Here is a 22,866-nt window from a genome sequence, read left to right as displayed (position 1 = left end):
TTCGCCTCGCTCTATCAGGTGCGTACCGGCTCTCACGGCCCGTCGGATCTCTCGCCGATCTGCCACGCGGCGGCGCTGCACTTCGACCTGTGGGTGCCGAACTTCGGCGTGCAGGAGTACATGGGCTACTCCGAGCAGATGCTCGAGGTCTTCCCGCACAGCTGGAGATTCGACAACGGTTATATGCATCCTGGCGAAAAGCCTGGTCTCGGCATTGAGTTTGACGAGAAGCTGGCGGCGAAATACCCCTATGACCCCGCCTATCTGCCGGTCGCCCGCCTCGAAGACGGCACGTTGTGGAACTGGTAAAAAGGAGTTGATGATGAAGAGCATTGTTATCCAGAAGCCGAACGAGCTGGTCATTGAAGAGCGTCCGATGCCGACGCCAGCCGCAGGTGAAGTACGGGTCAAAATCAAACTTGCCGGGATCTGTGGCTCAGACAGCCACATCTATCGCGGGCATAACCCGTTTGCCAAATATCCACGGGTGATCGGCCATGAATTCTTCGGCGTCATCGACGCGGTGGGCGAGGGCGTTGACGAGGCGCGCCTAGGTCAGCGGGTCTCCGTTGATCCGGTGATCAGCTGCGGTCACTGCTATCCCTGCTCCGTCGGCAAGCCCAACGTCTGTACCTCGCTGGTGGTGCTCGGCGTCCATCGTGACGGCGGCTTTAGCGAGTATGCGGCAGTACCGGCAAAGAATGCCTGGGTTATTCCCGACGCCATTCCGGATAAGCATGCCGTGATGGTCGAGCCGTTTACTATCGCCGCCCAGGTAACCGGGCACGTTAGCCCTACCGAGCAGGACGTGGCGCTGGTCTATGGCGCAGGCCCAATGGGACTGACCACCGTCCAGGCGCTGAAGGGCGTGTACAACGTTAAGCAGGTCATTGTCACCGATCGCATTGAAGAGCGGCTAGCGATGGCGGAAAAAAGCGGTGCGGACTGGACGATCAACAATGGTAAATCGTCGCTGCAGGAGGCACTGGAAGAAAAAGGCGTGAAGCCAACGCTGATTATTGACGCGGCTTGCCACCCGTCGATTTTGCAGGAGGCGGTGACTCTGGCGTCGCCAGCGGCGCGCATCGTAATGATGGGCTTTTCAAGCGAGCCGAGCCAGATTGTTCAGCAGGGGATCACCGGCAAAGAGCTGTCGATCTTCTCCTCGCGTCTGAACGCCAACAAATTCCCGGTCGTCATCGACTGGCTGGAGAAGGGGTTAATCGATCCAGATAAATTGATTACCCACGCTTTTGACTATCACCACGTCACAGACGCAATCGAACTGTTTGAAAAAGACCAGCGGCAGTGCTGCAAGGTTCTGCTCACGTTCGGGGAATAAAAATACTGCGATACGTGGTCCACATCTTACCCTGTAGAGATAGCCATTATGACTCAAGCACAACATGAAAGATCGACCTCAGACCTGGTGAAAGCGGCCGTATCCGGTTGGCTCGGCACCGCGCTGGAATTTATGGACTTCCAGCTTTATTCCCTGGGGGCAGCGTTAGTATTCCATGAGATTTTCTTCCCGGAGCAGTCTGCCGCTATGGCGTTGATTCTGGCGATGGGGACCTACGGCGCAGGCTATATTGCCCGCATTGTTGGGGCATTTATCTTTGGTAAAATGGGCGACAGGGTTGGTCGTAAAAAGGTGCTGTTTATTACCATCACCATGATGGGGATCTGCACCACCCTGATTGGTGTCCTGCCGACCTATGCGCAGATCGGTATTTTTGCCCCGATCCTGCTGGTTACCCTGCGTATCGTTCAGGGACTCGGCGCGGGGGCTGAGATCTCCGGTGCAGGAACCATGCTGGCTGAGTACGCGCCGAAAGGGAAGCGCGGCATTATCTCGTCGCTGGTGGCGATGGGCACTAACTGTGGCACGCTGAGCGCCACGGCTATCTGGGCGGTAATGTTCTTCTTCCTCGATCGGGAAGAGCTGGTTGCCTGGGGCTGGCGTATCCCGTTCCTCGCGAGCGTAGTGGTGATGATCTTCGCTATCTGGCTGCGTATGAACCTCAAGGAGAGCCCGGTATTTGAGAAGGTCAGCGAAGGGGAAGCCCCTGCCCAAGCCAACCCACAGGAGAGCTCTCTGGGCGCGATGTTCAAGAGCAAATCCTTCTGGCTGGCAACCGGTCTGCGCTTCGGCCAGGCAGGCAACTCGGGTCTGATTCAGACCTTCCTCGCCGGTTATCTGGTTCAAACTCTGCTCTTTAATAAAAGCATCCCTACCGATGCGCTGATGATCAGCTCTATCCTTGGGTTTATTACTATCCCGCTGCTGGGCTGGCTGTCGGATAAGTTTGGGCGTCGTCTGCCATACATCCTGCTGAACATCTCGGCCATTATCCTCGCTTACCCGATGCTGTCGATTATCGTGGATAACAGCTACACCCCAGGCGTGATTATGATGTCGATCATCATCATTCATAACTTTGCCGTGCTGGGTCTGTTCGCCCTGGAAAATATCACCATGGCGGAGATGTTTGGTTCCCGTAACCGCTTTACCCGGATGGCGATCTCAAAAGAGGCGGGCGGTCTGGTCGCGGTCGGCTTTGGCCCGGTGCTGGCAGGTATCTTCTGTAACATGACCGGTTCCTGGTGGCCAATCGTGGCGATGATGATCTGCTACTCCCTGATTGGTCTGGTCTCTGCATTCCTGATGCCGGAAGTGCGTGACCGCGATCTGAGCACGCTGGAAGACGCCGCTGAGCCACAGGTTAAACAGGGCTCGCTGGGCAACCACAACGCCTATGCTGCGGCATCCTCTCGCCGCCATTAACAGGCACCGCAATGTGGTCTGATAGCTTTAAAAAGATATCAGACCAATTAAGCAAAAGTTAATACAAATCAATATAAATGCCGTCGCTTCACGTATCTTTGTGGCAGACGGCATCTTTTCTCTACTGCCATTCTAGTCAGTGTAGTCAACCAATTAACGAGTCTTAATCATGGAAAACCGGCTATTAAAAGCAAAAGCAACTCTTCCTCAGTACGATCGTAAAAAACTGGTTCCGCGTATCGTCCATTTAGGTTTTGGTGCATTTCACCGCGCCCATCAGGGCGTCTACACCGATATCCTGGCGGCAGAACACAACAGCGACTGGGGATACTGCGAGGTCAACCTGATCGGCGGCGAGCAGCAGATCGCCGATCTTAAGCAGCAGGATAACCTCTACACCGTGGCGGAGATGTCCGCTGATGCCTGGACAGCGCGCGTCGTAGGAGTTGTAAAACGCGCGCTGCACGCACAGGTCGACGGCCTGGAAACCGTCTTTGCCGCGCTGTGTGAGCCGCAGGTGGCGATTGTCTCTCTGACCATTACCGAGAAGGGCTACTGTCATGCGCCAGCCACCGGCGAGCTGATGCTCGATCACCCACTGATCGTCGCCGATCTGCAAAACCCGCAGCAGCCAAAATCTGCGCCGGGCGTCATCGTTGAAGCACTGGCCCGCCGTAAAGCCGCTGGCCTGCCGGCCTTTACCGTGATGTCCTGCGATAACATGCCAGAAAACGGCCATGTGGTGCGCAACGTAGTCTGCGCCTACGCCCGGGCGGTGAACGCGGAACTGGGCGACTGGATCGCGCAGAACGTTACCTTCCCGTCAACCATGGTTGATCGCATTGTTCCGGCCGTCACGGCCGATACGCTGGATAAGATCGAACAGCTGACCGGCGTACGCGATCCGGCGGGTGTGGCCTGCGAGCCGTTCCGTCAGTGGGTAGTCGAAGATAACTTCGTGGCCGGACGCCCGGAGTGGGAGAAGGCGGGCGCGGAGCTGGTTGCCGACGTAGTACCGTTTGAAGAGATGAAGCTGAGAATGCTCAACGGCAGCCACTCTTTCCTGGCGTACCTTGGCTATCTGGCCGGTTACCAGCACATCAACGAGTGTATGGAGGATGAAAACTATCGCCGCGCCGCTCACGCGCTGATGTTAAACGAGCAGGCACCGACCCTGAAGGTGAAGGGCGTCGATCTGGCTCACTATGCGGATCTGCTGATTGCCCGCTACAGCAACCCGGCGCTGCGCCACCGCACATGGCAGATTGCCATGGACGGTAGCCAGAAGCTGCCTCAGCGGATGCTGGACTCCGTGCGCTGGCATCTGGTGCACAACAGCGATTTCTCCCTGCTGGCGCTGGGCGTGGCGGGCTGGATGCGCTACGTCGGCGGCGTGGATGAACAGGGGCAGGCGATTGAGGTGAGCGATCCGCTTCTGCCAACTATTCAGCAGGCGGTCAACGGCAGTGAAGAGGGTGAATCCCGCGTCTTAGCGCTGCTGGGGATTGAAGCGATCTTTGGCAAGGAGCTGCCGCAGGAGCGTGCTTTCGTGGATCAGGTGCAACAGGCCTATCAGCAGCTGCTGGCGCAGGGGGCGAAAGCTACCGTGGCGCAATACATCCAAAGTCAGCGTTAAATTGTAGGTCGGGCAAGCGAAGCGCCGCCCGACATAGCCGCATCAGCCCGTTACGCCGGGTGGCGGCTTAACGCCTTACCCGGCCTACATCTCACCACAGCCGATGACTACTCTTCGCTAAACCAGTCGCTGTTCTCCTGGCGGATCAGCTGTACCGTCTCGCCGATCTCCTCCAGATGCGCGGTCATTGCTCTATCCACGCCCTCGACGTCGCGCTTCGCCAGCGCGTCAAAGATAGCCTGATGCTGGCGCAGCAGTTTCTCGGGCGGCGAGACGTGATCGAGACTCATATAGCGCACCCGGTCAATGGTTGCCTTGATGTTCTCAACCGTATCCCACGCCAGCTGGCAGTCGGCAATCAGCGCCAGCTTCTGGTGAAACTCGTCGTCAAGCTGGAAAAAATCATCAAGCTGCTTGTGGTCAATGGCGATCCGCTGCTGGTGCAGGTTCTGCTCCAGCTGATAACGCTGGCCGTCGGTGATCAGCGTTGCTGCCCGGCGGGCCACGGCGCACTCAATTGCCTGGCGAACAAAGCAGCCGTTGCGTACCTGGGTCATGGAGATCTTATTCACGTAGCTGCCGCGCTGGGGGCGGATCTGAATAAGACCATTCTCTGCCAGTTTAATAAAAGCTTCGCGAACCGGCTGGCGTGAGACGTCAAACCGCACCGACACCTCTTTCTCCGACAATGGCGTGCCGGGGGGGATCAGGCAATGTACGATATCCTGACGCAGGATACGGTAAATCTGCTGATTGACGGGCAATACAGGATTAAGGTGGGTTTCGACGGCCATGCGCTCATACTTAATAGAATAGTGACTGGCCTACCATACCATCTATTTGATCTGCATCCCATACCCGGCCCGCAGGCCGGGAGGGAAATATCATCCGCGATGCACGCTCAGACCAGCCCATGTCTGGCTAACCGGCATCATCTCCAGCGTATTGATGTTAACGTGTTCCGGCAGGGTCGCTACCCACCAGACGGCTTCGCACACATCTTCTGCGCTCAAGGCGTTGGTGTTTTCGTAGGTTTTGCCTGCTTTATCGTCGTCGCCTTTGAAGCGTACGTTGGAGAACTCCGTTCCGCCCACCAGACCCGGCTCGATGTTAGTCACGCGTACCGCCGTACCGTGCAGGTCGGTACGCAGGTTGAGGCTGAACTGCTGCACAAAGGCCTTGGTTGCGCCATAAACGTTACCGCCCGCATAGGGCCAGCTGCCTGCTGTGGAGCCGATATTGATAATGTGGCCGCGGTTGCGCTCTACCATGCCCGGCAGCACGGCGCGAGTCATGTAGACCAGCCCCTTGTTATTGGTGTCAATCATTGTCTCCCAGTCCTCTACGCTGGCCTTATGCGCAGGCTCAAGGCCCAGCGCCAGACCGGCGTTGTTGACCAGCACGTCGATGTCGCGCCATTCGGCAGGCAGGGAGGTGAGCGCCTGATCAATAGCGGCGCGGTTGCGCACGTCTAATTGCAGGGTCAGAACGCTATCGCCCAGCTCATCCTTCAGCGTCTGCAGACGCTCCTGACGACGGCCGGTAGCAATCACTTTATGACCGTTCTCAACGAAACGGCGGGTGATGCTTTCGCCAAACCCTGCCGTTGCCCCGGTTACTAAAATAATCATCATTCTGTTCCTCAACGCTTTTTGTGTGTTATTACGATAGCATGGGTTAAGAGCCTGCGGTAAACGACAATGTTTAAGGAGTTGAAATGTCGCTAACAAATCCTTTATTAAGTGAAAGCACGCTGCCCTATCTGGCTCCGCGTTTTGATACCCTTGAAGATAGCCACTATCGTTCCGCCTTTGACGAAGGGATGCGGCAAAAGCGCGCTGAGGTCAGAGACATCTCCCAGGCGACGGCGGCTGCGGATTTTAATAACACCATTCTGGCGTTGGAGCAGAGCGGACAGCTTCTGACTCGGGTCACCAGTATCTTTTTTGCTATGACCTCCGCACACACCAATGACTATCTCCAGCAGCTTGATGAAGCCTTCTCCACGGAGCTGGCCGAGCTGGCGAACGATATCTATCTGGATGAGGCACTCTTCTCGCGTATTGATGCCGTCTGGCAGCAGCGCCATGCCCTCGGGCTGGACGCAGAGTCCGTCCGGCTGACGGAAATCGTCCACCAGCGCTTTATTCTGGCGGGGGCAACGCTGGGTATTGCCGAGAAGCAGGCGCTAAAAAGCCTGAATACCGAGGCAGCGACGCTGACAAGCCAGTTTAACCAGCACCTGCTGGCGGCGGGCAAGGCGGGCGGGCTGATCGTAGAGAGCGAGCGGCAGCTTGATGGCCTGAGCGAGGGGGAGAAAGCCCAGGCGCGGGCGGCGGCCGAGGAGCGGGGCCTGCCGGGGCGCTGGCTTATCCCGCTGCTGAATACCACCCAGCAGCCTGCGCTGGCGGGGCTGCGCGATCGCCAGACCCGAGAGCAGCTTTTCAAAGCGGGCTGGTCGCGTACGGAAAAGGGCGATGAAAACGATACCCGCGCTATCGTGCTGCGCCTGGCTAAAATCCGTGCAGAGCAGGCCGCACTGCTGGGTTTCCCTGACTACGCGGCATGGAAAACCGCTGACCAGATGGCGCAAACTCCCGCCGCAGCGCTGACGTTCATGCGCAATATCGTACCGGCCGCACGCGCTCGTGCAGAGCAGGAGCTGGCGGACATTCAGCACGTCATTGACCAGCAGCAGGGCGGATTCAGCGCCGAGGCGTGGGACTGGGCGTGGTACGCCGAGCAGGTGCGCCGGGATAAGTTTGCCCTCGATGATGCGCAGATTAAACCCTACTTTGTTCTCAATACCGTGCTGGTTGAAGGGGTGTTCTGGACTGCGAGCCAGCTGTTTGGCCTGACCTTTGTCGAGCGTTTCGATCTGCCGGTCTATCACCCGGACGTCCGCGTTTGGGAAATTTTTGACGCTGACGGCACCGGCATGGCGCTCTTCTACGGCGATTTCTACGCCCGCGACAGCAAAAGCGGCGGGGCATGGATGGGTAATTTTGTTGAGCAATCCACGCTACAGGGAACCCGGCCGGTTATCTATAACGTCTGCAACTACCAGAAGCCCACCGCAGGCGGCCCGGCACTGATTTCATGGGATGATGTCATCACGCTATTCCATGAGTTCGGCCACACCCTGCATGGTCTTTTTGCCAGCCAGCGCTACGCCACGCTCTCCGGCACCAATACGCCACGAGATTTTGTTGAGTTCCCGTCGCAGATTAACGAGCACTGGGCCAGCCATCCTGACGTTTTCGCCCGCTATGCCCGTCACTACCAGACTGGAGAGCCAATGCCGACGGCGCTACAGGAGAAGATGCATCGGGCTGCGCTGTTTAACAAAGGATACGACATGACGGAGCTACTCAGCGCCGCGCTGCTGGATATGAACTGGCACAGTCTGACATCTCAGACCACGGTGAATGATGTTGCTGCCTTTGAAGCCGAGGTGCTTAAGCGGGAAGAACTCGATCTTGCTGCCGTGCCGCCGCGCTATCGCAGCAGCTACTTCGCGCATATTTTCGGTGGGGGCTACGCTGCGGGCTACTACGCCTATATCTGGACGCAGATGCTGGCCGACGACGGCTACCAATGGTTTGTGGAGCAGGGCGGATTAAACCGCGAAAACGGGCAGAAATTCCGCGAGGCTATTTTGTCGCGCGGGAATGGCACTGATTTAGCTGAGCTTTATCGCCAGTGGCGCGGACAAGATCCCAGGATCGAACCGATGCTAGTGAATCGCGGGCTGAGTTCGTAAGGGCTTTTTCGGGCTGGAAACAGAACCGGGCGCGATGCCCGGTATCCAGTCGAGACCGCGAGCTCAGGCCGTTCATCTATACTGACTATTGCCGTTGAAATTTGCACAGGAAGCCGCACCTGGAGCAAAAGCGTTTAAATAATGTGACCATGTAAATGCGTTAGTAAAGCCGGGAGATAAGTAATGAAAATAACTAAGTTTATTTATTCCGCCTTAATTGGCGTTGTCGCCAGCTGCCGGTCTATGACGCCGATGGCGGTCCTCGCTGGAGCACGCCTTGCCAGGCGCGACACACCGGGCAGCCTCATGCTACTGGACCGTCCGTTATTCAAATATGGCGCGTTAGCGATGGGTGTAGGTGAGCTCTTTGGCGACAAGATGAAGTCAGCGCCAGACCGCACCGTGTTTTTGGGCTTGTCAGCACGTGTGGCCAGTGCAGGGATTGCGGGCGCCGCATTGGCACCCGCAGGAGAAGAAAAAACCGGCGCAACGATCGCTATCTCTGCCGCTGTGCCACTTGCCTATGTCACACTTGCGGCACGTAAAAAAGCCATGGCAGAAATTGGGCAGACCAGAAGTGGCATAATTGAAGATACGCTCATCGTCGCTATCGGAGCTGCAGTTGTCTTCTTCGCAACACGGCCAAAACGTATTTAAACGTTTTCAGCCTTAAAAGGATGATCCCGGCAGATCATAATGAAGAGGCTCAAATTAACCAGAGTATTAGCACTTTTTCTGAACAATTATTAAACATGAAAGCTAAATCACTATAGTGAATTTAATTTTACTATAGTAAATTTTGGCGGACTCATTTTGTATGTAAATACATAAAGTAAAGACCGATTGAAGGTAGGAAAATGTTAAAAATCAGAATGTCAAGAACGGCTGAAGCACCTGAAATCATACAAATTTGGAAGAATTCAGTAGATGCAACACATGATTTTCTGACAGATCATGACCGACAAGAGATCGAAAAAGAAGTTGTCGGCTTTTTTTCAGAAGTTCCTGTATGGGTTGCTACAAATCAGGATGACCAGCCACTAGGATTTATGTTTTTGCATAATGGTCATCTGGAAGCACTTTTTGTGGATGCTTCTGCTCGTGGACTTGGCGTCGGCAAACGGTTGATCTCACATGCACTGGCCCTGCATCATGATTTAAGCGTCGATGTAAATGAACAAAACCAGCAAGCTGTAGGATTTTATCAGCATATGGGTTTTCAGATTTCAGGGCGTTCCAAGCAGGATAATCAGGGGAGGCCATATCCCCTGTTGCACCTAAGTAAAGCTAATGGGATGTAGCCATTGCGGTAGCATAATATCATTGATTTTTTGCTAAAACGACGATGTAAGAACAACCCTGCTCACTATTTACATGAGGCATTGGTCATTATTTCCATTCAAATCTTGTCGTTTGAGGGTTGAAAATAATCGCTGCATAGGTCCATTTCTTACCAGTAAGGATTTGTTCAATGCAGTTAGTCGCATAGAGATCGTCTGGCGGGGAAAATCTGGAGTACTCTGACTCTTCAGTAAGCTTGAATTCGTGAGAGACATTTACTGTCTGGTGGCCTTCATTATTCACGCTGCACTGACACGTAATCCTGGCTTCATAAAACTCATCCGGAAGCCCCTCCAGCATGCAGCCCGTGGCCCACTGCAAAAGCTGTTCATTTGAATATTTTGGCTGAGTAGTCGGTGCTTCTTGCTGATTGCTTATCAGCCGCTTTAATGTATTGAGAAAGGAAAACATCTCACCTCCTTGTTTTTTCCAAGCATAGCATAGTCCGGTTACTGAACCGATGCTGAAAACCGTGGCTTAGATAGCGCAGGGCAGAGAAGGTGACACCGTAACTTACAGGGCGCTGGGTATTGGGGCTGGACCATCGCGTTGCCGCCTCGCTGGTGGTATCGAAAAAGCTTACCTATACTCCAGGTGCAGCAAAAGCTGTCACCTTACCTGGAGTTACCCATGAAAAGCGTCAACTTGAACGTTTCTAAAGACCAGCCTAAAAATTCTGATAAGCGGTCTGGGTCTGACAACAAAAAGCCAAAACAGGATAAAAAGTAGCGGTTCGCTAACATCCTTTACTGCAGTTTATCGTGCTGGAGGTCCTATGTCCGAACGCCCAGATATTGTTGATCCATTACCTTCTGACAGACCGGACCGGGACGATCCCGACCGTTATCCGCCAGATGATATTGACCCTATCGACCCTGACGATCCTGATTTTGACGATCCTGATATCGATAACCCTGATATCGACGATCCCGATCGCACAAGGCCTCTCTAAGAATAGCCGCCTACGGGCGGCTTTTTGTTGAACACGGGTTCACGCCGCTGTCACAAAAACCGTTTATGTTAAGAACCGCTAATTAAGGTAGTTACATTCTCTGGTAATAAGGAGAATACTATGCGGCGCGTGTTTCTGTTAGAAAATAGGCTTTTCAAAATGAAAAGAAAAATGCTGTTATCGTTACCGCTCATTTTGGCGGCGGGCGCGGTATGTACCGGTTTTATGTACAATAATAAGCCGGCTTACATTACGAAAGCTGAATCCCGAGTCGATTCTTATCTCTCAAACAGCTACGGTCCGGGCCAGTGCGGCATTGCGCAAGCAGAGAAAGGGCACTGGGATATGGAGTGCCAGCGCCATGGCGGTCAGCTGGTGTTTAAATATGCAGTTTATCCCGCGGATAAAGCGCCCTATGCGATCGCAACAGATTACTATCTGGTAGCCGCTAATGACGAAGCTAAAAAGAGCGCGACCGTAGGGCTGATGCGCTATCTAAAGATCGATACCGGAACTCAAAAAGGTTAACACAGTAGGCCGGGCAAACGCAGTGCCGCCCGGCATGGCAGCGTCAGCACAGAAACGCCTGATGGCGCTGCGCTTATCAGGCCTACGTGTTTTCATGCAACCAATCTGTCTTTTGTCATTAATCAATCTTTATTAATTAACACCGCTTTACTGTGCAAGGCCGGTGGCTATTCACCTGTTTGTTATAAAGATGAAGTTACTAAAGAGATGATCAAAGCCTGGCGGGAGAGCCGGTAAAAACCGCACCGTGCCTCACGTAGGCCGGGCAAACGCAGTGCCGCCCGGCATTGCGGTGTCAGCCCAGCAAGGCCCGATGACGCATCGCTTACCGGGCCTACATACTTTCTTTATAGTTATTACGCCGCGTTGTTTAGCCTTTGTTAAGAAATGCTGTGCGATGATAGTGACGATCGGCTATCCCAACTAATAAACCTCGGGATAACGTACAGAGCAAAATAGATCTATCCATGCAAGCATTTGCCGCCAGTATCACTGGCGGTTTTTTTATGCCTGATTTTTACGATAGTCACGGGGCGACAGGGCGAAACGCTGACGAAAATGGTGGCGCAACGAGGCGGCGGTAGCAAAGCCCGCCTGCGCAGCGACCTCCTCCATACTGAGATCGGCGTTATCCAGCAACGTCCGGGCACGCGCCAGCCGCTCCTGTAAAATCCATCGCGCAGGCGTGGTTCCCGTCGCCTCATCAAAACGGCGTAAAAAGGTTCTTGTACTCATACCGGCGAGCTTCGCCAGGGAAGCCACAGAGTGCTGGTGTGCAAGCTGGCTATGAAGATAATCGAACACCTGCCCGAGTCGCTGACTCTCCCGCGATCTGGCGACCGGCCGGACGATCTGCTGGCTTTGCGAGCCATCACGATGCGGCTGTACCACCAGTCGACGGGCAACGTTGTTAGCCACGTCGGTACCATAGTCCAGACGAACCAGATGCAGACAGAGGTCGATCCCGGCTGCGCTGCCCGCCGAGGTTAGCACGCTACCCTCATGATAATAGAGCGCATCCTCAAGCACCTCAATGGCGGGGTAGCGCTCCCGCAACAGCGGCGTATAGCGCCAGTGAGTGGTAGCCCGCTTTCCGTTAAGCAGCCCGGCGGCGGCCAGCACAAATACCCCTGAACAGATAGACATGATTCGGCAGCCACGGGCGTTAGCCTCGCGCAGCGCCTGACACAATGCCTCCGGCACCGGACTTTCTGCACCGCGCCAGCCGGGAATAATAATGGTATCGGCCTGCGCCAGCAGCCCTAAGCCGCCGTCGGCCACCAGCCGGATGCCGCCGGTAGCACGCAGCTCACCTTCATCCACCGATGCCACGGCAAAGCGGTACCAGTTCTCGCCCAGTTCAGGGCGCGGCAGGCCAAAAATCTCCACGGCAATACCGAATTCAAAGGTGCAAAGGCCGTCATAGGCGACAGCCACCACCAGCGGGCGGGGGGAGGGTAAAGTTGTCATTATCCTGGCGTTTTCTGGCATAGCGGTAGGCGGTGGGCCGATAAGTTTTGCGTTAGCTTAGTGTTAACACAACCAAGGAGAAAGTACCATGAGCTACGTAAGCGAATATCCCACCGCCCCCGCCGAACAGGCCGTTCAGCATTTTCTACAGCGCCTGAACGTTGAAACCGACTGCGCCGATGTCCACCATGCCTTAGCTCATCAGCAGCAGGATTTTGCCCTGCTGCACGTTGTTGGTAGCCCGGATGCCTATGCTAAACGCCATCTGCCTGGGGCGGTGCATCTGCCGCACAGCCAGATCACCGACGAGAAAATGCGCGAGTGGCCTGCCGGGACGCTGTTTGTTGTCTACTGCGCCGGTCCGCACTGTAACGGTGCCGATCGCGCCGCGTTAAAGCTGGCGAAACTGGGCCTGCCGGTGAAGATTATGATCGGCGGTATTACGGGCTGGGAAGATGAAGGATTTGCATTCGCCAGCGGTGATTAACGCGGCAACATGAAAGTTTTTCACGTCTCGTGAATTATTCTCGGTTGCATCAGGACGGGGAGTGTGACATATTTTTAGACATATAGCCGTCCAGAAGGCTAAAATGTTTAAATTATGAACTATCACGTCAGGTTATCATTACCCGACGGCAAGGAGATTACCATGCAGCGTCACCACTCCCCGTTCCGCGCCGATGTTGTCGGCAGCTTCCTGCGCCCGGATGCTATTAAGCAGGCACGTATTCAGTTTGCTGCGGGCGAAATTGATGCGGGCCAGCTACGCGCCGTTGAAGACAGCGCGATCCGTAAAGTGGTAGAGCAGCAGTGCGCCTGCGGCCTGCATGTCGTTACCGACGGCGAATTCCGCCGCGCCTGGTGGCACTTTGACTTCTTTGATGGCCTGCAGGGCGTAGAGCGTTACGACTCTGATGCGGGCATTCAGTTCAACGGCGTACAGACCAAAGCACATGGCGTACGGGTGACCGGCAAGCTGGGCTTCGGCGATCACCCGATGCTGGAGGATTTCCGCTTCCTGCAGAGCATCAGCGGCAGCGCCCAGCCGAAAATGACCATCCCTAGCCCGAGCGTGCTGCACTTCCGCGGCGGCCGTAAAGATATCGACAGCACGGTCTACCCAGAGCTGGATGCCTACTTCGACGATCTGGCGACCACCTGGCGCGACGCTATCCACGCCTTCTATGAAGCGGGCTGCCGTTACCTGCAACTGGACGATACGGTCTGGGCCTACCTCTGCTCAGACGATCAGCGTCGCCAGGTTCGCGAGCGTGGTGAGGATCCTGACGAGCTGGCACGTATCTATGCCCGGGTCCTGAACAAGGCGCTGGAGGGCAAGCCGGAGGATTTAACCATCGGCCTGCACGTCTGTCGTGGTAACTTCCGTTCAACCTGGATCTCTGAAGGCGGCTACGAGCCGGTGGCGGAAGTGCTCTTCGGCCAGGTCAACGTCGATGCCTTCTTCCTGGAGTATGACAACGATCGCTCTGGTGACTTCGCTCCGCTGCGCTTTATCCGTCCGGGCAAGCAGCAGGTGGTGCTGGGCCTGATTACCACGAAAAACGGCGAGCTGGAGAACCCGGAAGGGATCAGGGCGCGCATCCAGGAAGCGGCGCAGTATGTAGATATCAATCAGATCTGCCTCAGCCCGCAGTGCGGTTTTGCCTCCACAGAAGAGGGCAACAGCCTGACCGAAGCCCAGCAGTGGGATAAGGTCCGCCTGGTAACCACCATCGCGGACCAGGTCTGGTAAGCATTAAGTAGGGCAGGATTTCCTGCCCTTTTTTTATGCTTTTGCCGCGCTCAGTCCGCTGTCCCACGGCCTGACCTGCATCCCGCGCAGCATCATCAGCCAGGCCAGAACGATGATTGCCGCCAGGATCGCAAACAGCGTCCAGCCAGGGAGCGTGGTCAGAATGATGCCGGTGGCGAGTGGGTTCATCGCTGCGCCGAGCCAGCCGAGGGCCTGGGCTGAGAAGTAGCTGGCTTTCATTCCCGGCGGGGCAATGTGGTCGATCAGCATATATTCACCCGGTGCATAGACAATCTCCCCAACCGTAAATACGGCGGCGGAGAGTCCCCATAGCCAGAGCTGGCTGCCGGAGATCATAAAGCCGAGCAGTCCGATCACGAAGCAGAGCGTCCCGACGGCCATCATCGGACGAATATTGCTGGCCTGCAGGTAGCGGCCAATAACGTACTGAAACATGACCACCATAATCGCATTCACCGGCAGCACCAGCGCCACCACCTTCTGTGCGAAAGCGTTATCGGCCACGGCCATTACGTACTGCGAAATGCAGGAGGCAAAAGAGCCGCTGACGAAGGAGGCCAGCAGGCCAGAGAGCGTGAACCACAGCAGGGCTTTATCGTGCAGTAGAACCGAGGGTGACCAGGGCTGGGTAGCCTCTCCCTCACTCTTCACCCTAACGCGTTGCACCCAGAGTTGAATAAACACCACCGGGAAGGCCGCGCAGCCAGCAGCCAGCCAGAACGGCAGCTGGCTGTTCTGCATCACCAGCAGCGTCCCCAGCGGTGGGCCGACCGTCCAGCCAATATTCAAGAATGAGTAGTTAAGCGAAAAGACCTTTGATTTCGCCGCCGGAGCCAGCGTATCGGAGAAGTAGGCTTTAACGACAGTGGCGAAGACCGAGTAGGCGCAGTTAATTACCGAGAAGAAGAGCACCACCAGCACCGCATTATGGCTAAGAGGAATGCCGATAAAGCTCAGTATAAAGGTGGTGATAGCGATCAACATGTAGCGCTTCTTATCAAATTTATCGGCAAGCATGCCGAAGCCGAGGCTAAAGAAGACGCCGACTGACATTGCCACGGTCATGGCAAAACCCACCTGATCTACGGCCATGCCATATTGGCTATTGAGATAGATGGTCATAAAGGGCAGCGTAGCGCCGCGCCCGATGGTTAACAGTAGTGATGAAGCGAGTAGTGCGATGATGGAGCGTTGCTGAGTTGTGATCATGTTGTATCCGACAGTGCGTAGTTTTTTATTTTTTGCTTTCGCTATCAGCAATAACATGCCAAAAGCGCACTGTATAGCAACCAGATCTATGACATCGCACAGGCTGACCTACCGAATATTGTGATCTGTCTCTCGACAGATTTTTACGATAACGTAATATTTTTACAAAAGCTTAAACTTCAGGGGCAGGTATGACGCGGAAAGACGGGCTGCTGGCATTACTGGTGGTAGTGGTTTGGGGACTTAATTTTGTCGTCATTAAGGTCGGGCTACACAATATGCCCCCCCTAATGTTGGCAGGTCTGCGCTTTGTGCTGGTAGCCTTCCCGGCGCTGCTGTTTGTCGCCCGGCCAAAGGTGCCGCTGCGCCTGCTGCTGGGCTATGGCCTGACCATCAGCTTTGGCCAGTTCGCCTTTCTGTTTAGCGCCATTAAGTTTGGCATGCCCGCCGGGCTGGCCTCGCTGGTATTGCAGGCGCAGGCTTTCTTTACCATCGTCCTCGGGGCGGCGGCTTTCGGCGAGCGGCTTCAGCTTAAGCAGGTGCTTGGAATTACCCTGGCCGTTTTTGGCGGGCTGGTGCTGGCGGAGTCCAGCCTGAACGGCCAGGACGTTACTCTGCTGGGCTTTATGCTCACTCTGGCGGCCGCTTTGAGCTGGGCCTGCGGCAATATCTTTAACAAAAAGATCATGCAGCACCCGTCGCGACCGGCGGTCATGTCGCTGGTGGTCTGGAGTGCGCTGATCCCCGTGGTTCCCTTTATGGTCGCCTCGCTGATCTTTGATGGCCCGGCGGCGATGGTGCAAAGTCTGGTACAGATCGATATCACCACCGTGCTGTCGCTGATCTACCTGGCGTTTGTCGCCACTATCATCGGCTATGGGATCTGGGGAACGCTGCTCGGACGCTACGAAACCTGGCGCGTTGCGCCGCTCTCGCTGCTGGTGCCGGTAGTGGGCATGGCCAGCGCTGCGCTGTTGTTGGGTGAGACGCTGAACGGTTTACAGCTGTTGGGGGCTGCGCTGATTATGGCCGGCCTCTATATCAATATCTTTGGCTTTCGCCTGCGTTCATCGTTGGCGGCACGCTAAAAAAAGCCCCGCACGGAGCGGGGCAAGGACGTATTAGCCGCGCTTAGTTGTAATAAGGCACGCCTAACTCGTCGGATTTATCACTTCCGGAGCCCATGTGGTTAAAGTCGAAAGGTGACTGGTCATGGGCGGAAGGCATAATCATCGCGTCGCGCTGGTTTTGATCGGAAGGGCGCGGCTGCTCCGCAAAGCTGTTGCCAGAAAACAGCACCAGCAGGGTAAGGGCGGCGGAGACGGTAAACTTCATGATTTCCTCGATACGTCTTAAAACAGGCGATTAATGGTTGTAATGGTTTAGTGGCAGCAGATAACGGGCTTCGCCATGCATATTGGTAATACGGTACTTATGCGGCGGCACGTCGAAATAGTTTTTAAAGGTTCGGGTCAACGTCTGCTGTGACTCAAAGCCGTAGCGCTCTGCCAGATAGAGAATCGGCTCGTTGCTCTGCTTAAGCTTCTGTGCGATTTCAGTAAGCTTGCGGCTGCGGATATAGTGACCTAAAGAGTGCCCGGTCTCTTTCTTAAACATCCGTTGCAGGTGCCATTTTGAATAACCCGAACGCTCGGAAACCTTCTCCAGCGACAGCGGTGACTCCAGGTTATCCTCGATCCAGTCCAATATGCTATGAATAGTAATGGCGTCATTATTGCGTCTGGACATCATTATACCTCTTCTGTTTACGGCAGTATTTTCTTGAGCAAATACTCAAGGGTTGCCACTTCATCTGCCGTTAAGTTTTTTGTTAGTTCCTGATGCAGGTCTTGCCCCACTAATTTATGGCCTTGCTCACAAAGCGCTGCGCCATCGGCGGTGAGCTGAATCAGCACGCCGCGTTTGTCGTGCGGATTAGGCTGGCGTTCAATCCAGCCTTTGCATACCAGTCGATCCAGCATTCGGGTCAGCGCCCCGAGATCGACAGACAGCACTTTTTTCAGCTCCACCGGCGTAATACAGCTTGCGCAGCGGATAGAGCAGAGCACCTTAAATTGCGTCGCCGTTATATCCAGCGGCGAAAGGTAATCGTTTAATAAGCGATCTTTTTTCTGGTTGACCATGTGGATCAAGCGGCCCAGTGGGATGATTTCATTGAACAAGTCACTGGTGCTTTTCACGATGGTTGCCCCGGCAAGTAGATTAGTCACGGCAGATATTATTGCCGGGGCAACTATAAGTCAACTGAATGCATTAGCTTATGCCACAATTTGCTAAAACGTTTCACGTACTAATTTTTTAGCAATAACTAATAAATTAATAACTGCAAGTTATACATTGGGTTAGCACAATGCCCGCTGCGCAAGAAGGGGCTTTGTAGGTATAATGCGTAAAGAGTATTCCACGTCGAGGAGTGAAGCTTATGCAGGATCTGTTCAGGGCTATTGGGTTAGGGCTGGTGGTATTGCTCCCGCTAGCGAACCCGTTAACCACCGTTGCACTGTTTCTTGGGCTGGCGGGAAACATGAACAAAGCTGAACGCGATCGCCAGTCGCTGATGGCCTCGGTCTACGTATTTGCCATAATGATGGTTGCCTGGTATGCCGGGCAGGTAGTGATGAATACCTTCGGCATCTCTATTCCCGGGCTGCGTATTGCGGGCGGGTTAATCGTCGCTTTTATTGGATTCCGGATGCTGTTTCCCCAGCAGAAAGTACATGAGTCGCCGGAGGCCAGCAGTAAAACGGCCGAGCTGATTGAAGAGCCGGACGCGAATATCGCTTTCGTCCCGCTGGCCATGCCCAGCACCGCCGGGCCGGGAACCATCGCCATGATCATCAGTTCGGCCTCAACCCTGCGTCACAACTCAACCTTTCCGGAGTGGGTGATACTGGTTGCGCCGCCGCTCATCTTCTTGATCGTGGCGGTGATCCTCTGGGGCTGTCTGCGCAGTTCGGGAGCGGTAATGCGGCTGGTAGGGAAAAGCGGTATCGAAGCCATCTCAAGACTGATGGGTTTTCTGCTGGTCTGCATGGGCGTGCAGTTTATTATTAATGGGGTGCTGGAGATTATCTCCAGCTACCCACTTTCGTAGCAGTAACGCCCGGTGGCGCTTCGCTTACGCGGGCCTACAAATACACACCGTGCCCATCGTAGGCCGGGTAAGCGCTGAGCCACCCGGCGTAAACGTTATTGCGTCTGCTCTTGAAGCTCAGCGTGCTCTTCCAGCACCGTTGGCCAGCGGCGGAAAATCACCACCGACCAGACCAGCGCCGCCAGCGCGGGCACTGCACCCACGTAGCCCACGTTGGCCATCGACCAGTTAAGACTCACCTGGTTGCCCACCAGCGCGCCCGCGCCGATTCCCAGGTTAAAGATGCCAGAGAAGAGTGACATCGCCACGTCGGTGGCGTCCGGAGCCAGCGACAGGACTTTCACCTGCATACCCAGCCCGATAATCATAATCGCTATGCCCCAGAAGACGCCGAGCACGGCAAGGTACATCGTGCTGTGGGAAGCGGGCAGCATCAGCACCAGTGAGATCGTCAGCACGGCAATCGCACTGCTCACCAGCGTGGAGGCGTGCTGGTTGCCTAGCTTGCCAAACAGGACGCTGCCAATAATGCCCGCACCGCCCAGGATCAGCAGCAGAACGGTAGCGAAGCTGGCGCTCAGGCCCGCAACGTGCTGTACAAACGGCTCGATGTAGCTATAGGCGGTATAGTGTGCGGTCACCACCACAACCGTCAGCAGATAGATGCTCATCAGCGCCGGACGGCGGATCAGCAGCGGCAGGCTCTTCAGCGAACCGGAGTGCTCGCTCGGCAGCTTAGGCAGCAGCTTCGCCAGGCAGAGCAGGGTGATCAGCGCCCCGAGGCCGATGATAAAAAAGGTGGTGCGCCAGCCAAAGTATTGCCCGACGATGCGGCCAATTGGCAGCCCGAGCACCATTGCCAGCGCCGTGCCGGTGGCCAGCAGGCTAAGTGCCTGGGCGCGCTTGCCGGGGGGAGCCACGCGGATCGCCAGCGATGCGGTAATAGACCAGAAGATCGCGTGGGCAAAGGCAATGCCGATCCGGCTTATTACCAGCACGGTAAAGTTCCACGCAAGGAAGGAGAGTAAGTGACTAGCAATAAACAGGACAAAGAGCACAATCAGCAGTTTGCGCCGCTCCACCTGGCTGGTGAGCAGCATAAACGGCAGCGACATCAGCGCCACCACCCATGCATAGATGGTGAGCATAATGCCCACTTCCGGGGTCTGCATCCCGAAGCTGTCAGCGATATCAGAGAGCAGTCCGACGGGTACAAATTCAGTGGTATTGAAGATAAAGGCCGCGATGGCCAGCGTCACGACGCGCAGCCACGCAACTTTGCGTGAAACGGTGTTCGTTGTCATAAGGTTATAGTAGTGTTGATGAGCGGAAAAGATGCCGCGATCTTAAAACGTTCACTGGCGAAAATACAATCGTTTTGTGATTTAGATCTCGATTTTGACTCCCAAACCAGAGCGCTCATGTAGGCCGGATAAGGCCTTTGGCCGCCATCCGGCGTCAGGCGCCTTGACGCCGGATGGCGCTGCGCTTATCCGGCCTACGGTCCTCACAATTTTATGTTCTAACTCAGCTATCCTATAGAGAAGATCTTCCTTAAGGTGTACTGTGTACGCCAAAAGGGAGATTGAATGGATGAGTCATGCGATAGAATTTATCGAGACCCCAACGTTTACTCGTCAAATTAGACAGATTGCCACGGACGATGAACTCAGGGTTCTACAAAAGGAACTTATTGCCTTTCCTGATAAAGGTGACTTAATACCGCACACCGGTGGGCTACGTAAAATCAGGATGGCTACAGGCTCTCAAGGGAAAAGAGGAAGTGCCAGAGTGATCTATTTTTTGGCCACTGTAGAGGTTATTTATTTGATAATGGTCTATCCGAAAAATATAAAGGATAGTCTGACCGACGCGGAAAAAGCAGAGCTAAAGAAACTGGCTAAACTATTGAGTAAAGAGGTGTAATATGAGTTTTTTTGATGAGCTGAAAACCTCTTTGGAAGAGGCTGTAGAGATTAAAAAAGGCGCGAAGAAAGCGGCTCGGGTTACGCGTTATGAGGTTGCCGACGTTAAAGCCATCAGAGAGCAGCTTAATGTCTCGCAGAGTGAAATGGCCCAAGCGTTAGGTACTAGCGTTGATACTATTAAAAGCTGGGAGAGTAAGAGACGCAACCCAACGGGGCTTGCAGCAAAGGTGCTGGCAGCCATCCAGTCAAATCCAGCTTTTTATTACGAACTGGCCTCGCATTAAATACTGCTGACACCATGAAAAAACGGGAATTTATCACTCAGGACTTGCTTAGTAAGATCTTCCAAACCGCCAGCGAGCCGTTACATAAATTACCCGCCGAGCGTGAACTTGCCGACGAGTATGGCGTTTCGCGCTATACCGTGCGTGAAGCTTTAAAAAAGCTGGTTAGCATTGGCATTATTCGTATCGTGCAGGGCTCGGGCATTTACGTCAGTGAAAATGCGCGCAGTAATCCGCTGGTCTATAACTCCATCACCGAAAAACGCTTCGATCAAATGCGCTATCGCCTGCTCAGCCTGCATAAACGGCTGCCCAGTAAGGAACAGCAACAGGTATTTGGCATCGGGGAAAATGATTGGCTGTGGCATTTCTGTCGTCTGCGCTACGTGGACGATCGCTGCACGCAGATCGAAACCTCCAGCCTGCCGCTGGCGCGCTTTCCCGACCTCAATCAGCAGGCGATTGAAAGCTCATTACAGCGCTATGTGATCGGCAAAGGCCTTACGCTTTCCCACTTCCTCACCCATTATCAGGCGGTGGCGGCGGACAAAGCCCAGGCCACGCTGCTCGGCTGCAAACGCGGCACGCCCGCCATGAAAATCACCAACCGTGGCATTCTCTCCGGCGGTGAAGTCTGGGTGCTGAGCGAAGTGATCGACATTCATTACGAATGCACCTACGTCACGCCGTTCAACGCCGACAACCTGCGCTTTCGCAGCGGCGATTAAGGCGTATGCATCGCGCCGTTCGGCAGGCGGCTTTGCGTCCATTCGTGGGGACGATATACCACCGGGAAACGCGCCAACGCTGTTTCATCTACCTGCATACCGATGCCCGGACGGTCGATCGGGTACATATAGCCGCCCTCCGCCTGTGGCGCATTGGGAAACACCGCCAGAGTATTGGCCTGCGGCGGAATAAACTCCTGAATCGCTGCGTTATGCAGGTGAATATTAAGATGGGTATTCACCGCTACGCCGATCGGCGTCATGTCTGGTGGCCCGTGCCAGGCCAGACGCACGCCAAATGCCTGACACAGGATCGCTAGCTTAAGTGCTGGGGTAATACCACCAATCTGTGACACATGGCAGCGGATAAAATCGATCTGCCGATTAACGATCACATCGTGCCACTCAGCCGGATTGTTAAATAGCTCGCCCAGCGCCAGCGGCACGCTGCTGTGCGCTCGGATCTGTGCCAACCAGCCGCTCTGCTGCGGCGACACGATATCTTCCAAAAACCAGGGCTGATAAGGCTCCAGCGCCTTCGCCAGCTGAATCGCCTGCTGCGGAAACAGTCGCTCATGCACATCATGCAGAATATGGAAACGATGACCGTACTTCGCGCGCAGCGCTTTAAACATGGCGAGGGTATTTGCCATGTATTCATCCTGATCGTAATAAGCGCCTGCCGTCGGTTCGCGGGTGGCATGTAAGTCCTGCGGCGTGCCGCCGTAAAAACCGAGCTGGCAGCGAATGTAGCGATAACCTTGCGCAAGCAGGGCATCCACCTGCGGATAGAGTTCATCCATGCTTTCACCGGCAGCATGGCTGTAAACCGCAATGGCGTCTTTCGATTTCCCGCCGAACAGCTGATAGAGCGGCATTCCCGCCAGCTGGCCTTTGATATCCCACAGCGCCATATCTACGCCCGCGATGGCGTTGTTCATCACCGGGCCATTTCGCCAGTAGGCGTTCACCTGCATCATCTGCCACAAATCTTCAATGTGATTGCCGTCGCGCCCCATCAGCAGCGGTTGCAGATATTCATCCACCATGGCCTTTACCGCCAGCGGTCGCTGCTGAAACGTGGCGCAGCCGTAACCGACGATATTTTTATCCGTGGTGACTTTAACCAGCACCAGGTTGTGGCGATCCGGGCGGGTGATAAAGCATTCAACGTTGGTGATTATAGTGGGTGTCATGGTCGCTCCTGACGGCTGACTAAAAGCAGATTACGGCGACTATTATTCCTGCTCTTTTTTACCGATTACCAGCACTTTATTTTGGTCCGCGCAGGGAGGGTGAATGGCTTAAAAACCAGACCAATCGAACATAAAGCCTGTTGAACCTGCTTCT

General features: G+C 54.9%; 26 protein-coding genes. 16 read left to right on the top strand and 10 right to left on the bottom strand.

The genetic code is table 11. The annotated features are described in order from the left end of the window. The 4 genes from RTM13_RS03370 to RTM13_RS03355 all read left to right on the top strand — a co-directional run. Positions 1 to 309, top strand: a 309-nt coding sequence (locus RTM13_RS03370) for an enolase C-terminal domain-like protein (protein WP_312210089.1), incomplete at its 5' end; no start/stop codon positions are given. A 13-nt stretch (positions 310 to 322) separates the two neighbouring features. After that, entirely contained in the window at positions 323 to 1,342 is a 1,020-nt protein-coding gene (locus tag RTM13_RS03365) for a Zn-dependent oxidoreductase (RefSeq protein ID WP_312210138.1), read from the top strand. Between the two features lie 48 nt (positions 1,343 to 1,390). Continuing rightward, the gene (locus RTM13_RS03360) at positions 1,391 to 2,788 is read left to right on the top strand and encodes an MFS transporter (RefSeq protein ID WP_312210087.1); all 1,398 of its coding nucleotides are present in this window, start codon (positions 1,391 to 1,393) and stop codon (positions 2,786 to 2,788) included. Positions 2,789 to 2,957: 169 nt separating this feature from the next. Beyond that, the gene (locus RTM13_RS03355; RefSeq protein ID WP_312210086.1) at positions 2,958 to 4,424 is read left to right on the top strand and encodes a mannitol dehydrogenase family protein; all 1,467 of its coding nucleotides are present in this window, start codon (positions 2,958 to 2,960) and stop codon (positions 4,422 to 4,424) included. Between the two features lie 107 nt (positions 4,425 to 4,531). Here RTM13_RS03355 and RTM13_RS03350 read toward each other — a convergent pair whose 3' ends face one another. Then, complete coding sequence (locus tag RTM13_RS03350) at positions 4,532 to 5,218, bottom strand: GntR family transcriptional regulator (RefSeq protein WP_312210084.1); 687 nt, start codon at positions 5,216 to 5,218, stop codon at positions 4,532 to 4,534. Positions 5,219 to 5,308: 90 nt separating this feature from the next. Further along, a complete protein-coding gene (gene ydfG / locus RTM13_RS03345; RefSeq protein WP_312210136.1) occupies positions 5,309 to 6,055 on the bottom strand; it encodes a bifunctional NADP-dependent 3-hydroxy acid dehydrogenase/3-hydroxypropionate dehydrogenase YdfG in 747 nt (248 codons plus the stop codon). Between the two features lie 86 nt (positions 6,056 to 6,141). Between ydfG and dcp the strand changes: the two genes are divergently transcribed. From dcp to RTM13_RS03330, 3 genes are all read left to right on the top strand, one after another. Beyond that, the gene (gene dcp / locus RTM13_RS03340) at positions 6,142 to 8,187 is read left to right on the top strand and encodes a peptidyl-dipeptidase Dcp (protein ID WP_312210082.1); all 2,046 of its coding nucleotides are present in this window, start codon (positions 6,142 to 6,144) and stop codon (positions 8,185 to 8,187) included. Between the two features lie 183 nt (positions 8,188 to 8,370). Further along, positions 8,371 to 8,844 (top strand): hypothetical protein, encoded by a 474-nt coding sequence (locus tag RTM13_RS03335; RefSeq protein ID WP_312210081.1) that lies wholly within the window; start codon positions 8,371 to 8,373, stop codon positions 8,842 to 8,844. Positions 8,845 to 9,044: 200 nt separating this feature from the next. After that, positions 9,045 to 9,488 carry an acetyltransferase gene (locus RTM13_RS03330; protein ID WP_312210079.1) on the top strand — a complete coding sequence of 148 codons (444 nt, stop codon included), beginning with the start codon at positions 9,045 to 9,047 and terminating at the stop codon, positions 9,486 to 9,488. Between the two features lie 88 nt (positions 9,489 to 9,576). Here RTM13_RS03330 and RTM13_RS03325 read toward each other — a convergent pair whose 3' ends face one another. Next, positions 9,577 to 9,939 carry a hypothetical protein gene (locus RTM13_RS03325; protein WP_312210077.1) on the bottom strand — a complete coding sequence of 121 codons (363 nt, stop codon included), beginning with the start codon at positions 9,937 to 9,939 and terminating at the stop codon, positions 9,577 to 9,579. Between the two features lie 364 nt (positions 9,940 to 10,303). Between RTM13_RS03325 and RTM13_RS03320 the strand changes: the two genes are divergently transcribed. After that, positions 10,304 to 10,480, top strand: a complete 177-nt coding sequence (locus tag RTM13_RS03320) for a hypothetical protein (protein WP_312210075.1) — start codon at positions 10,304 to 10,306, stop codon at positions 10,478 to 10,480. Between the two features lie 120 nt (positions 10,481 to 10,600). Next, positions 10,601 to 11,008, top strand: coding sequence for a hypothetical protein (locus tag RTM13_RS03315; protein WP_312210074.1), 408 nt, complete (start codon positions 10,601 to 10,603; stop codon positions 11,006 to 11,008). A gap of 504 nt (positions 11,009 to 11,512) precedes the next feature. Here RTM13_RS03315 and ftrA read toward each other — a convergent pair. Beyond that, a complete protein-coding gene (ftrA, locus tag RTM13_RS03310) occupies positions 11,513 to 12,499 on the bottom strand; it encodes a transcriptional regulator FtrA (RefSeq protein WP_312210072.1) in 987 nt (328 codons plus the stop codon). Positions 12,500 to 12,566: 67 nt separating this feature from the next. On the opposite strand from ftrA, the gene RTM13_RS03305 reads away from it, so the two are divergent. Beyond that, entirely contained in the window at positions 12,567 to 12,965 is a 399-nt protein-coding gene (locus tag RTM13_RS03305) for a rhodanese-like domain-containing protein (RefSeq protein WP_312210071.1), read from the top strand. A gap of 162 nt (positions 12,966 to 13,127) precedes the next feature. Continuing rightward, complete coding sequence (locus RTM13_RS03300) at positions 13,128 to 14,231, top strand: cobalamin-independent methionine synthase II family protein (RefSeq protein WP_312210069.1); 1,104 nt, start codon at positions 13,128 to 13,130, stop codon at positions 14,229 to 14,231. A gap of 33 nt (positions 14,232 to 14,264) precedes the next feature. On the opposite strand, the gene ydeE is transcribed toward RTM13_RS03300, so the two are convergent. After that, the gene (ydeE, locus tag RTM13_RS03295; protein ID WP_312210067.1) at positions 14,265 to 15,461 is read right to left on the bottom strand and encodes an efflux MFS transporter YdeE; all 1,197 of its coding nucleotides are present in this window, start codon (positions 15,459 to 15,461) and stop codon (positions 14,265 to 14,267) included. A 191-nt stretch (positions 15,462 to 15,652) separates the two neighbouring features. Here ydeE and eamA point away from each other — a divergent pair, with 191 nt between their 5' ends. Then, the gene (eamA, locus tag RTM13_RS03290) at positions 15,653 to 16,549 is read left to right on the top strand and encodes an O-acetylserine/cysteine exporter (RefSeq protein WP_312210066.1); all 897 of its coding nucleotides are present in this window, start codon (positions 15,653 to 15,655) and stop codon (positions 16,547 to 16,549) included. A 43-nt stretch (positions 16,550 to 16,592) separates the two neighbouring features. On the opposite strand, the gene marB is transcribed toward eamA, so the two are convergent. The 3 genes from marB to marR are packed head-to-tail and all read right to left on the bottom strand — an operon-like array spanning position 16,593 to position 17,662. Further along, positions 16,593 to 16,796: a multiple antibiotic resistance protein MarB gene (gene marB, locus RTM13_RS03285; protein ID WP_312210065.1), complete on the bottom strand. Its 204-nt coding sequence runs from the start codon at positions 16,794 to 16,796 to the stop codon at positions 16,593 to 16,595. A 30-nt stretch (positions 16,797 to 16,826) separates the two neighbouring features. Further along, positions 16,827 to 17,210 carry an MDR efflux pump AcrAB transcriptional activator MarA gene (marA, locus tag RTM13_RS03280; RefSeq protein ID WP_312210134.1) on the bottom strand — a complete coding sequence of 128 codons (384 nt, stop codon included), beginning with the start codon at positions 17,208 to 17,210 and terminating at the stop codon, positions 16,827 to 16,829. 17 nt (positions 17,211 to 17,227) lie between these two features. After that, on the bottom strand, positions 17,228 to 17,662 hold the full coding sequence (gene marR / locus RTM13_RS03275; protein WP_103820981.1) for a multiple antibiotic resistance transcriptional regulator MarR: 435 nt from the start codon (positions 17,660 to 17,662) through the stop codon (positions 17,228 to 17,230). Positions 17,663 to 17,904: 242 nt separating this feature from the next. On the opposite strand from marR, the gene RTM13_RS03270 reads away from it, so the two are divergent. After that, on the top strand, positions 17,905 to 18,576 hold the full coding sequence (locus tag RTM13_RS03270) for a MarC family NAAT transporter (protein ID WP_312210063.1): 672 nt from the start codon (positions 17,905 to 17,907) through the stop codon (positions 18,574 to 18,576). Between the two features lie 95 nt (positions 18,577 to 18,671). Here RTM13_RS03270 and RTM13_RS03265 read toward each other — a convergent pair whose 3' ends face one another. Beyond that, on the bottom strand, positions 18,672 to 19,880 hold the full coding sequence (locus RTM13_RS03265; RefSeq protein ID WP_312210062.1) for a sugar transporter: 1,209 nt from the start codon (positions 19,878 to 19,880) through the stop codon (positions 18,672 to 18,674). Between the two features lie 289 nt (positions 19,881 to 20,169). On the opposite strand from RTM13_RS03265, the gene RTM13_RS03260 reads away from it, so the two are divergent. From RTM13_RS03260 to RTM13_RS03250, 3 genes are read left to right on the top strand one after another with little or no spacing between them, the layout of a single operon-like run. Next, positions 20,170 to 20,502: a type II toxin-antitoxin system RelE/ParE family toxin gene (locus RTM13_RS03260; RefSeq protein ID WP_312210061.1), complete on the top strand. Its 333-nt coding sequence runs from the start codon at positions 20,170 to 20,172 to the stop codon at positions 20,500 to 20,502. A gap of 1 nt (position 20,503) precedes the next feature. Beyond that, complete coding sequence (gene nadS / locus RTM13_RS03255) at positions 20,504 to 20,788, top strand: NadS family protein (RefSeq protein ID WP_312210059.1); 285 nt, start codon at positions 20,504 to 20,506, stop codon at positions 20,786 to 20,788. 14 nt (positions 20,789 to 20,802) lie between these two features. Beyond that, the gene (locus tag RTM13_RS03250) at positions 20,803 to 21,516 is read left to right on the top strand and encodes a GntR family transcriptional regulator (protein ID WP_312210057.1); all 714 of its coding nucleotides are present in this window, start codon (positions 20,803 to 20,805) and stop codon (positions 21,514 to 21,516) included. On the opposite strand, the gene RTM13_RS03245 is transcribed toward RTM13_RS03250, so the two are convergent. Then, positions 21,513 to 22,712: an enolase C-terminal domain-like protein gene (locus RTM13_RS03245; RefSeq protein WP_312210055.1), complete on the bottom strand. Its 1,200-nt coding sequence runs from the start codon at positions 22,710 to 22,712 to the stop codon at positions 21,513 to 21,515. The two genes, RTM13_RS03250 and RTM13_RS03245, sit on opposite strands and share 4 nt — an antisense overlap. Between the last annotated feature and the right edge of the window lie 154 nt (positions 22,713 to 22,866).

It is taken from the genome of Pseudescherichia sp. (assembly GCF_031979925.1).
Classification (GTDB): domain Bacteria; phylum Pseudomonadota; class Gammaproteobacteria; order Enterobacterales; family Enterobacteriaceae; genus Pseudescherichia.
Note: the sequence above shows the minus strand (reverse complement) of the source record. Positions and strands in the feature narration are given on the sequence as shown.

What these genes read in the sequence shown, in the direction of transcription:
- RTM13_RS03335 (WP_312210081.1), top strand. Translation starts at nt 8,371, where the DNA reads ATGAAAATAACTAAGTTTATTTATTCCGCCTTAATTGGCGTTGTCGCC.
- RTM13_RS03265 (WP_312210062.1), bottom strand. Translation starts at nt 19,880, where the DNA reads ATGACAACGAACACCGTTTCACGCAAAGTTGCGTGGCTGCGCGTCGTG.
- RTM13_RS03260 (WP_312210061.1), top strand. Translation starts at nt 20,170, where the DNA reads ATGAGTCATGCGATAGAATTTATCGAGACCCCAACGTTTACTCGTCAA.
- RTM13_RS03270 (WP_312210063.1), top strand. Translation starts at nt 17,905, where the DNA reads ATGCAGGATCTGTTCAGGGCTATTGGGTTAGGGCTGGTGGTATTGCTC.
- ydeE (WP_312210067.1), bottom strand. Translation starts at nt 15,461, where the DNA reads ATGATCACAACTCAGCAACGCTCCATCATCGCACTACTCGCTTCATCA.
- RTM13_RS03350 (WP_312210084.1), bottom strand. Translation starts at nt 5,218, where the DNA reads ATGGCCGTCGAAACCCACCTTAATCCTGTATTGCCCGTCAATCAGCAG.
- nadS (WP_312210059.1), top strand. Translation starts at nt 20,504, where the DNA reads ATGAGTTTTTTTGATGAGCTGAAAACCTCTTTGGAAGAGGCTGTAGAG.
- RTM13_RS03300 (WP_312210069.1), top strand. Translation starts at nt 13,128, where the DNA reads ATGCAGCGTCACCACTCCCCGTTCCGCGCCGATGTTGTCGGCAGCTTC.
- dcp (WP_312210082.1), top strand. Translation starts at nt 6,142, where the DNA reads ATGTCGCTAACAAATCCTTTATTAAGTGAAAGCACGCTGCCCTATCTG.
- marB (WP_312210065.1), bottom strand. Translation starts at nt 16,796, where the DNA reads ATGAAGTTTACCGTCTCCGCCGCCCTTACCCTGCTGGTGCTGTTTTCT.
- RTM13_RS03355 (WP_312210086.1), top strand. Translation starts at nt 2,958, where the DNA reads ATGGAAAACCGGCTATTAAAAGCAAAAGCAACTCTTCCTCAGTACGAT.
- RTM13_RS03325 (WP_312210077.1), bottom strand. Translation starts at nt 9,939, where the DNA reads ATGTTTTCCTTTCTCAATACATTAAAGCGGCTGATAAGCAATCAGCAA.
- RTM13_RS03315 (WP_312210074.1), top strand. Translation starts at nt 10,601, where the DNA reads ATGCGGCGCGTGTTTCTGTTAGAAAATAGGCTTTTCAAAATGAAAAGA.
- ftrA (WP_312210072.1), bottom strand. Translation starts at nt 12,499, where the DNA reads ATGCCAGAAAACGCCAGGATAATGACAACTTTACCCTCCCCCCGCCCG.
- ydfG (WP_312210136.1), bottom strand. Translation starts at nt 6,055, where the DNA reads ATGATTATTTTAGTAACCGGGGCAACGGCAGGGTTTGGCGAAAGCATC.
- RTM13_RS03245 (WP_312210055.1), bottom strand. Translation starts at nt 22,712, where the DNA reads ATGACACCCACTATAATCACCAACGTTGAATGCTTTATCACCCGCCCG.
- RTM13_RS03330 (WP_312210079.1), top strand. Translation starts at nt 9,045, where the DNA reads ATGTTAAAAATCAGAATGTCAAGAACGGCTGAAGCACCTGAAATCATA.
- marA (WP_312210134.1), bottom strand. Translation starts at nt 17,210, where the DNA reads ATGTCCAGACGCAATAATGACGCCATTACTATTCATAGCATATTGGAC.
- RTM13_RS03305 (WP_312210071.1), top strand. Translation starts at nt 12,567, where the DNA reads ATGAGCTACGTAAGCGAATATCCCACCGCCCCCGCCGAACAGGCCGTT.
- RTM13_RS03320 (WP_312210075.1), top strand. Translation starts at nt 10,304, where the DNA reads ATGTCCGAACGCCCAGATATTGTTGATCCATTACCTTCTGACAGACCG.
- RTM13_RS03365 (WP_312210138.1), top strand. Translation starts at nt 323, where the DNA reads ATGAAGAGCATTGTTATCCAGAAGCCGAACGAGCTGGTCATTGAAGAG.
- RTM13_RS03360 (WP_312210087.1), top strand. Translation starts at nt 1,391, where the DNA reads ATGACTCAAGCACAACATGAAAGATCGACCTCAGACCTGGTGAAAGCG.
- RTM13_RS03250 (WP_312210057.1), top strand. Translation starts at nt 20,803, where the DNA reads ATGAAAAAACGGGAATTTATCACTCAGGACTTGCTTAGTAAGATCTTC.
- eamA (WP_312210066.1), top strand. Translation starts at nt 15,653, where the DNA reads ATGACGCGGAAAGACGGGCTGCTGGCATTACTGGTGGTAGTGGTTTGG.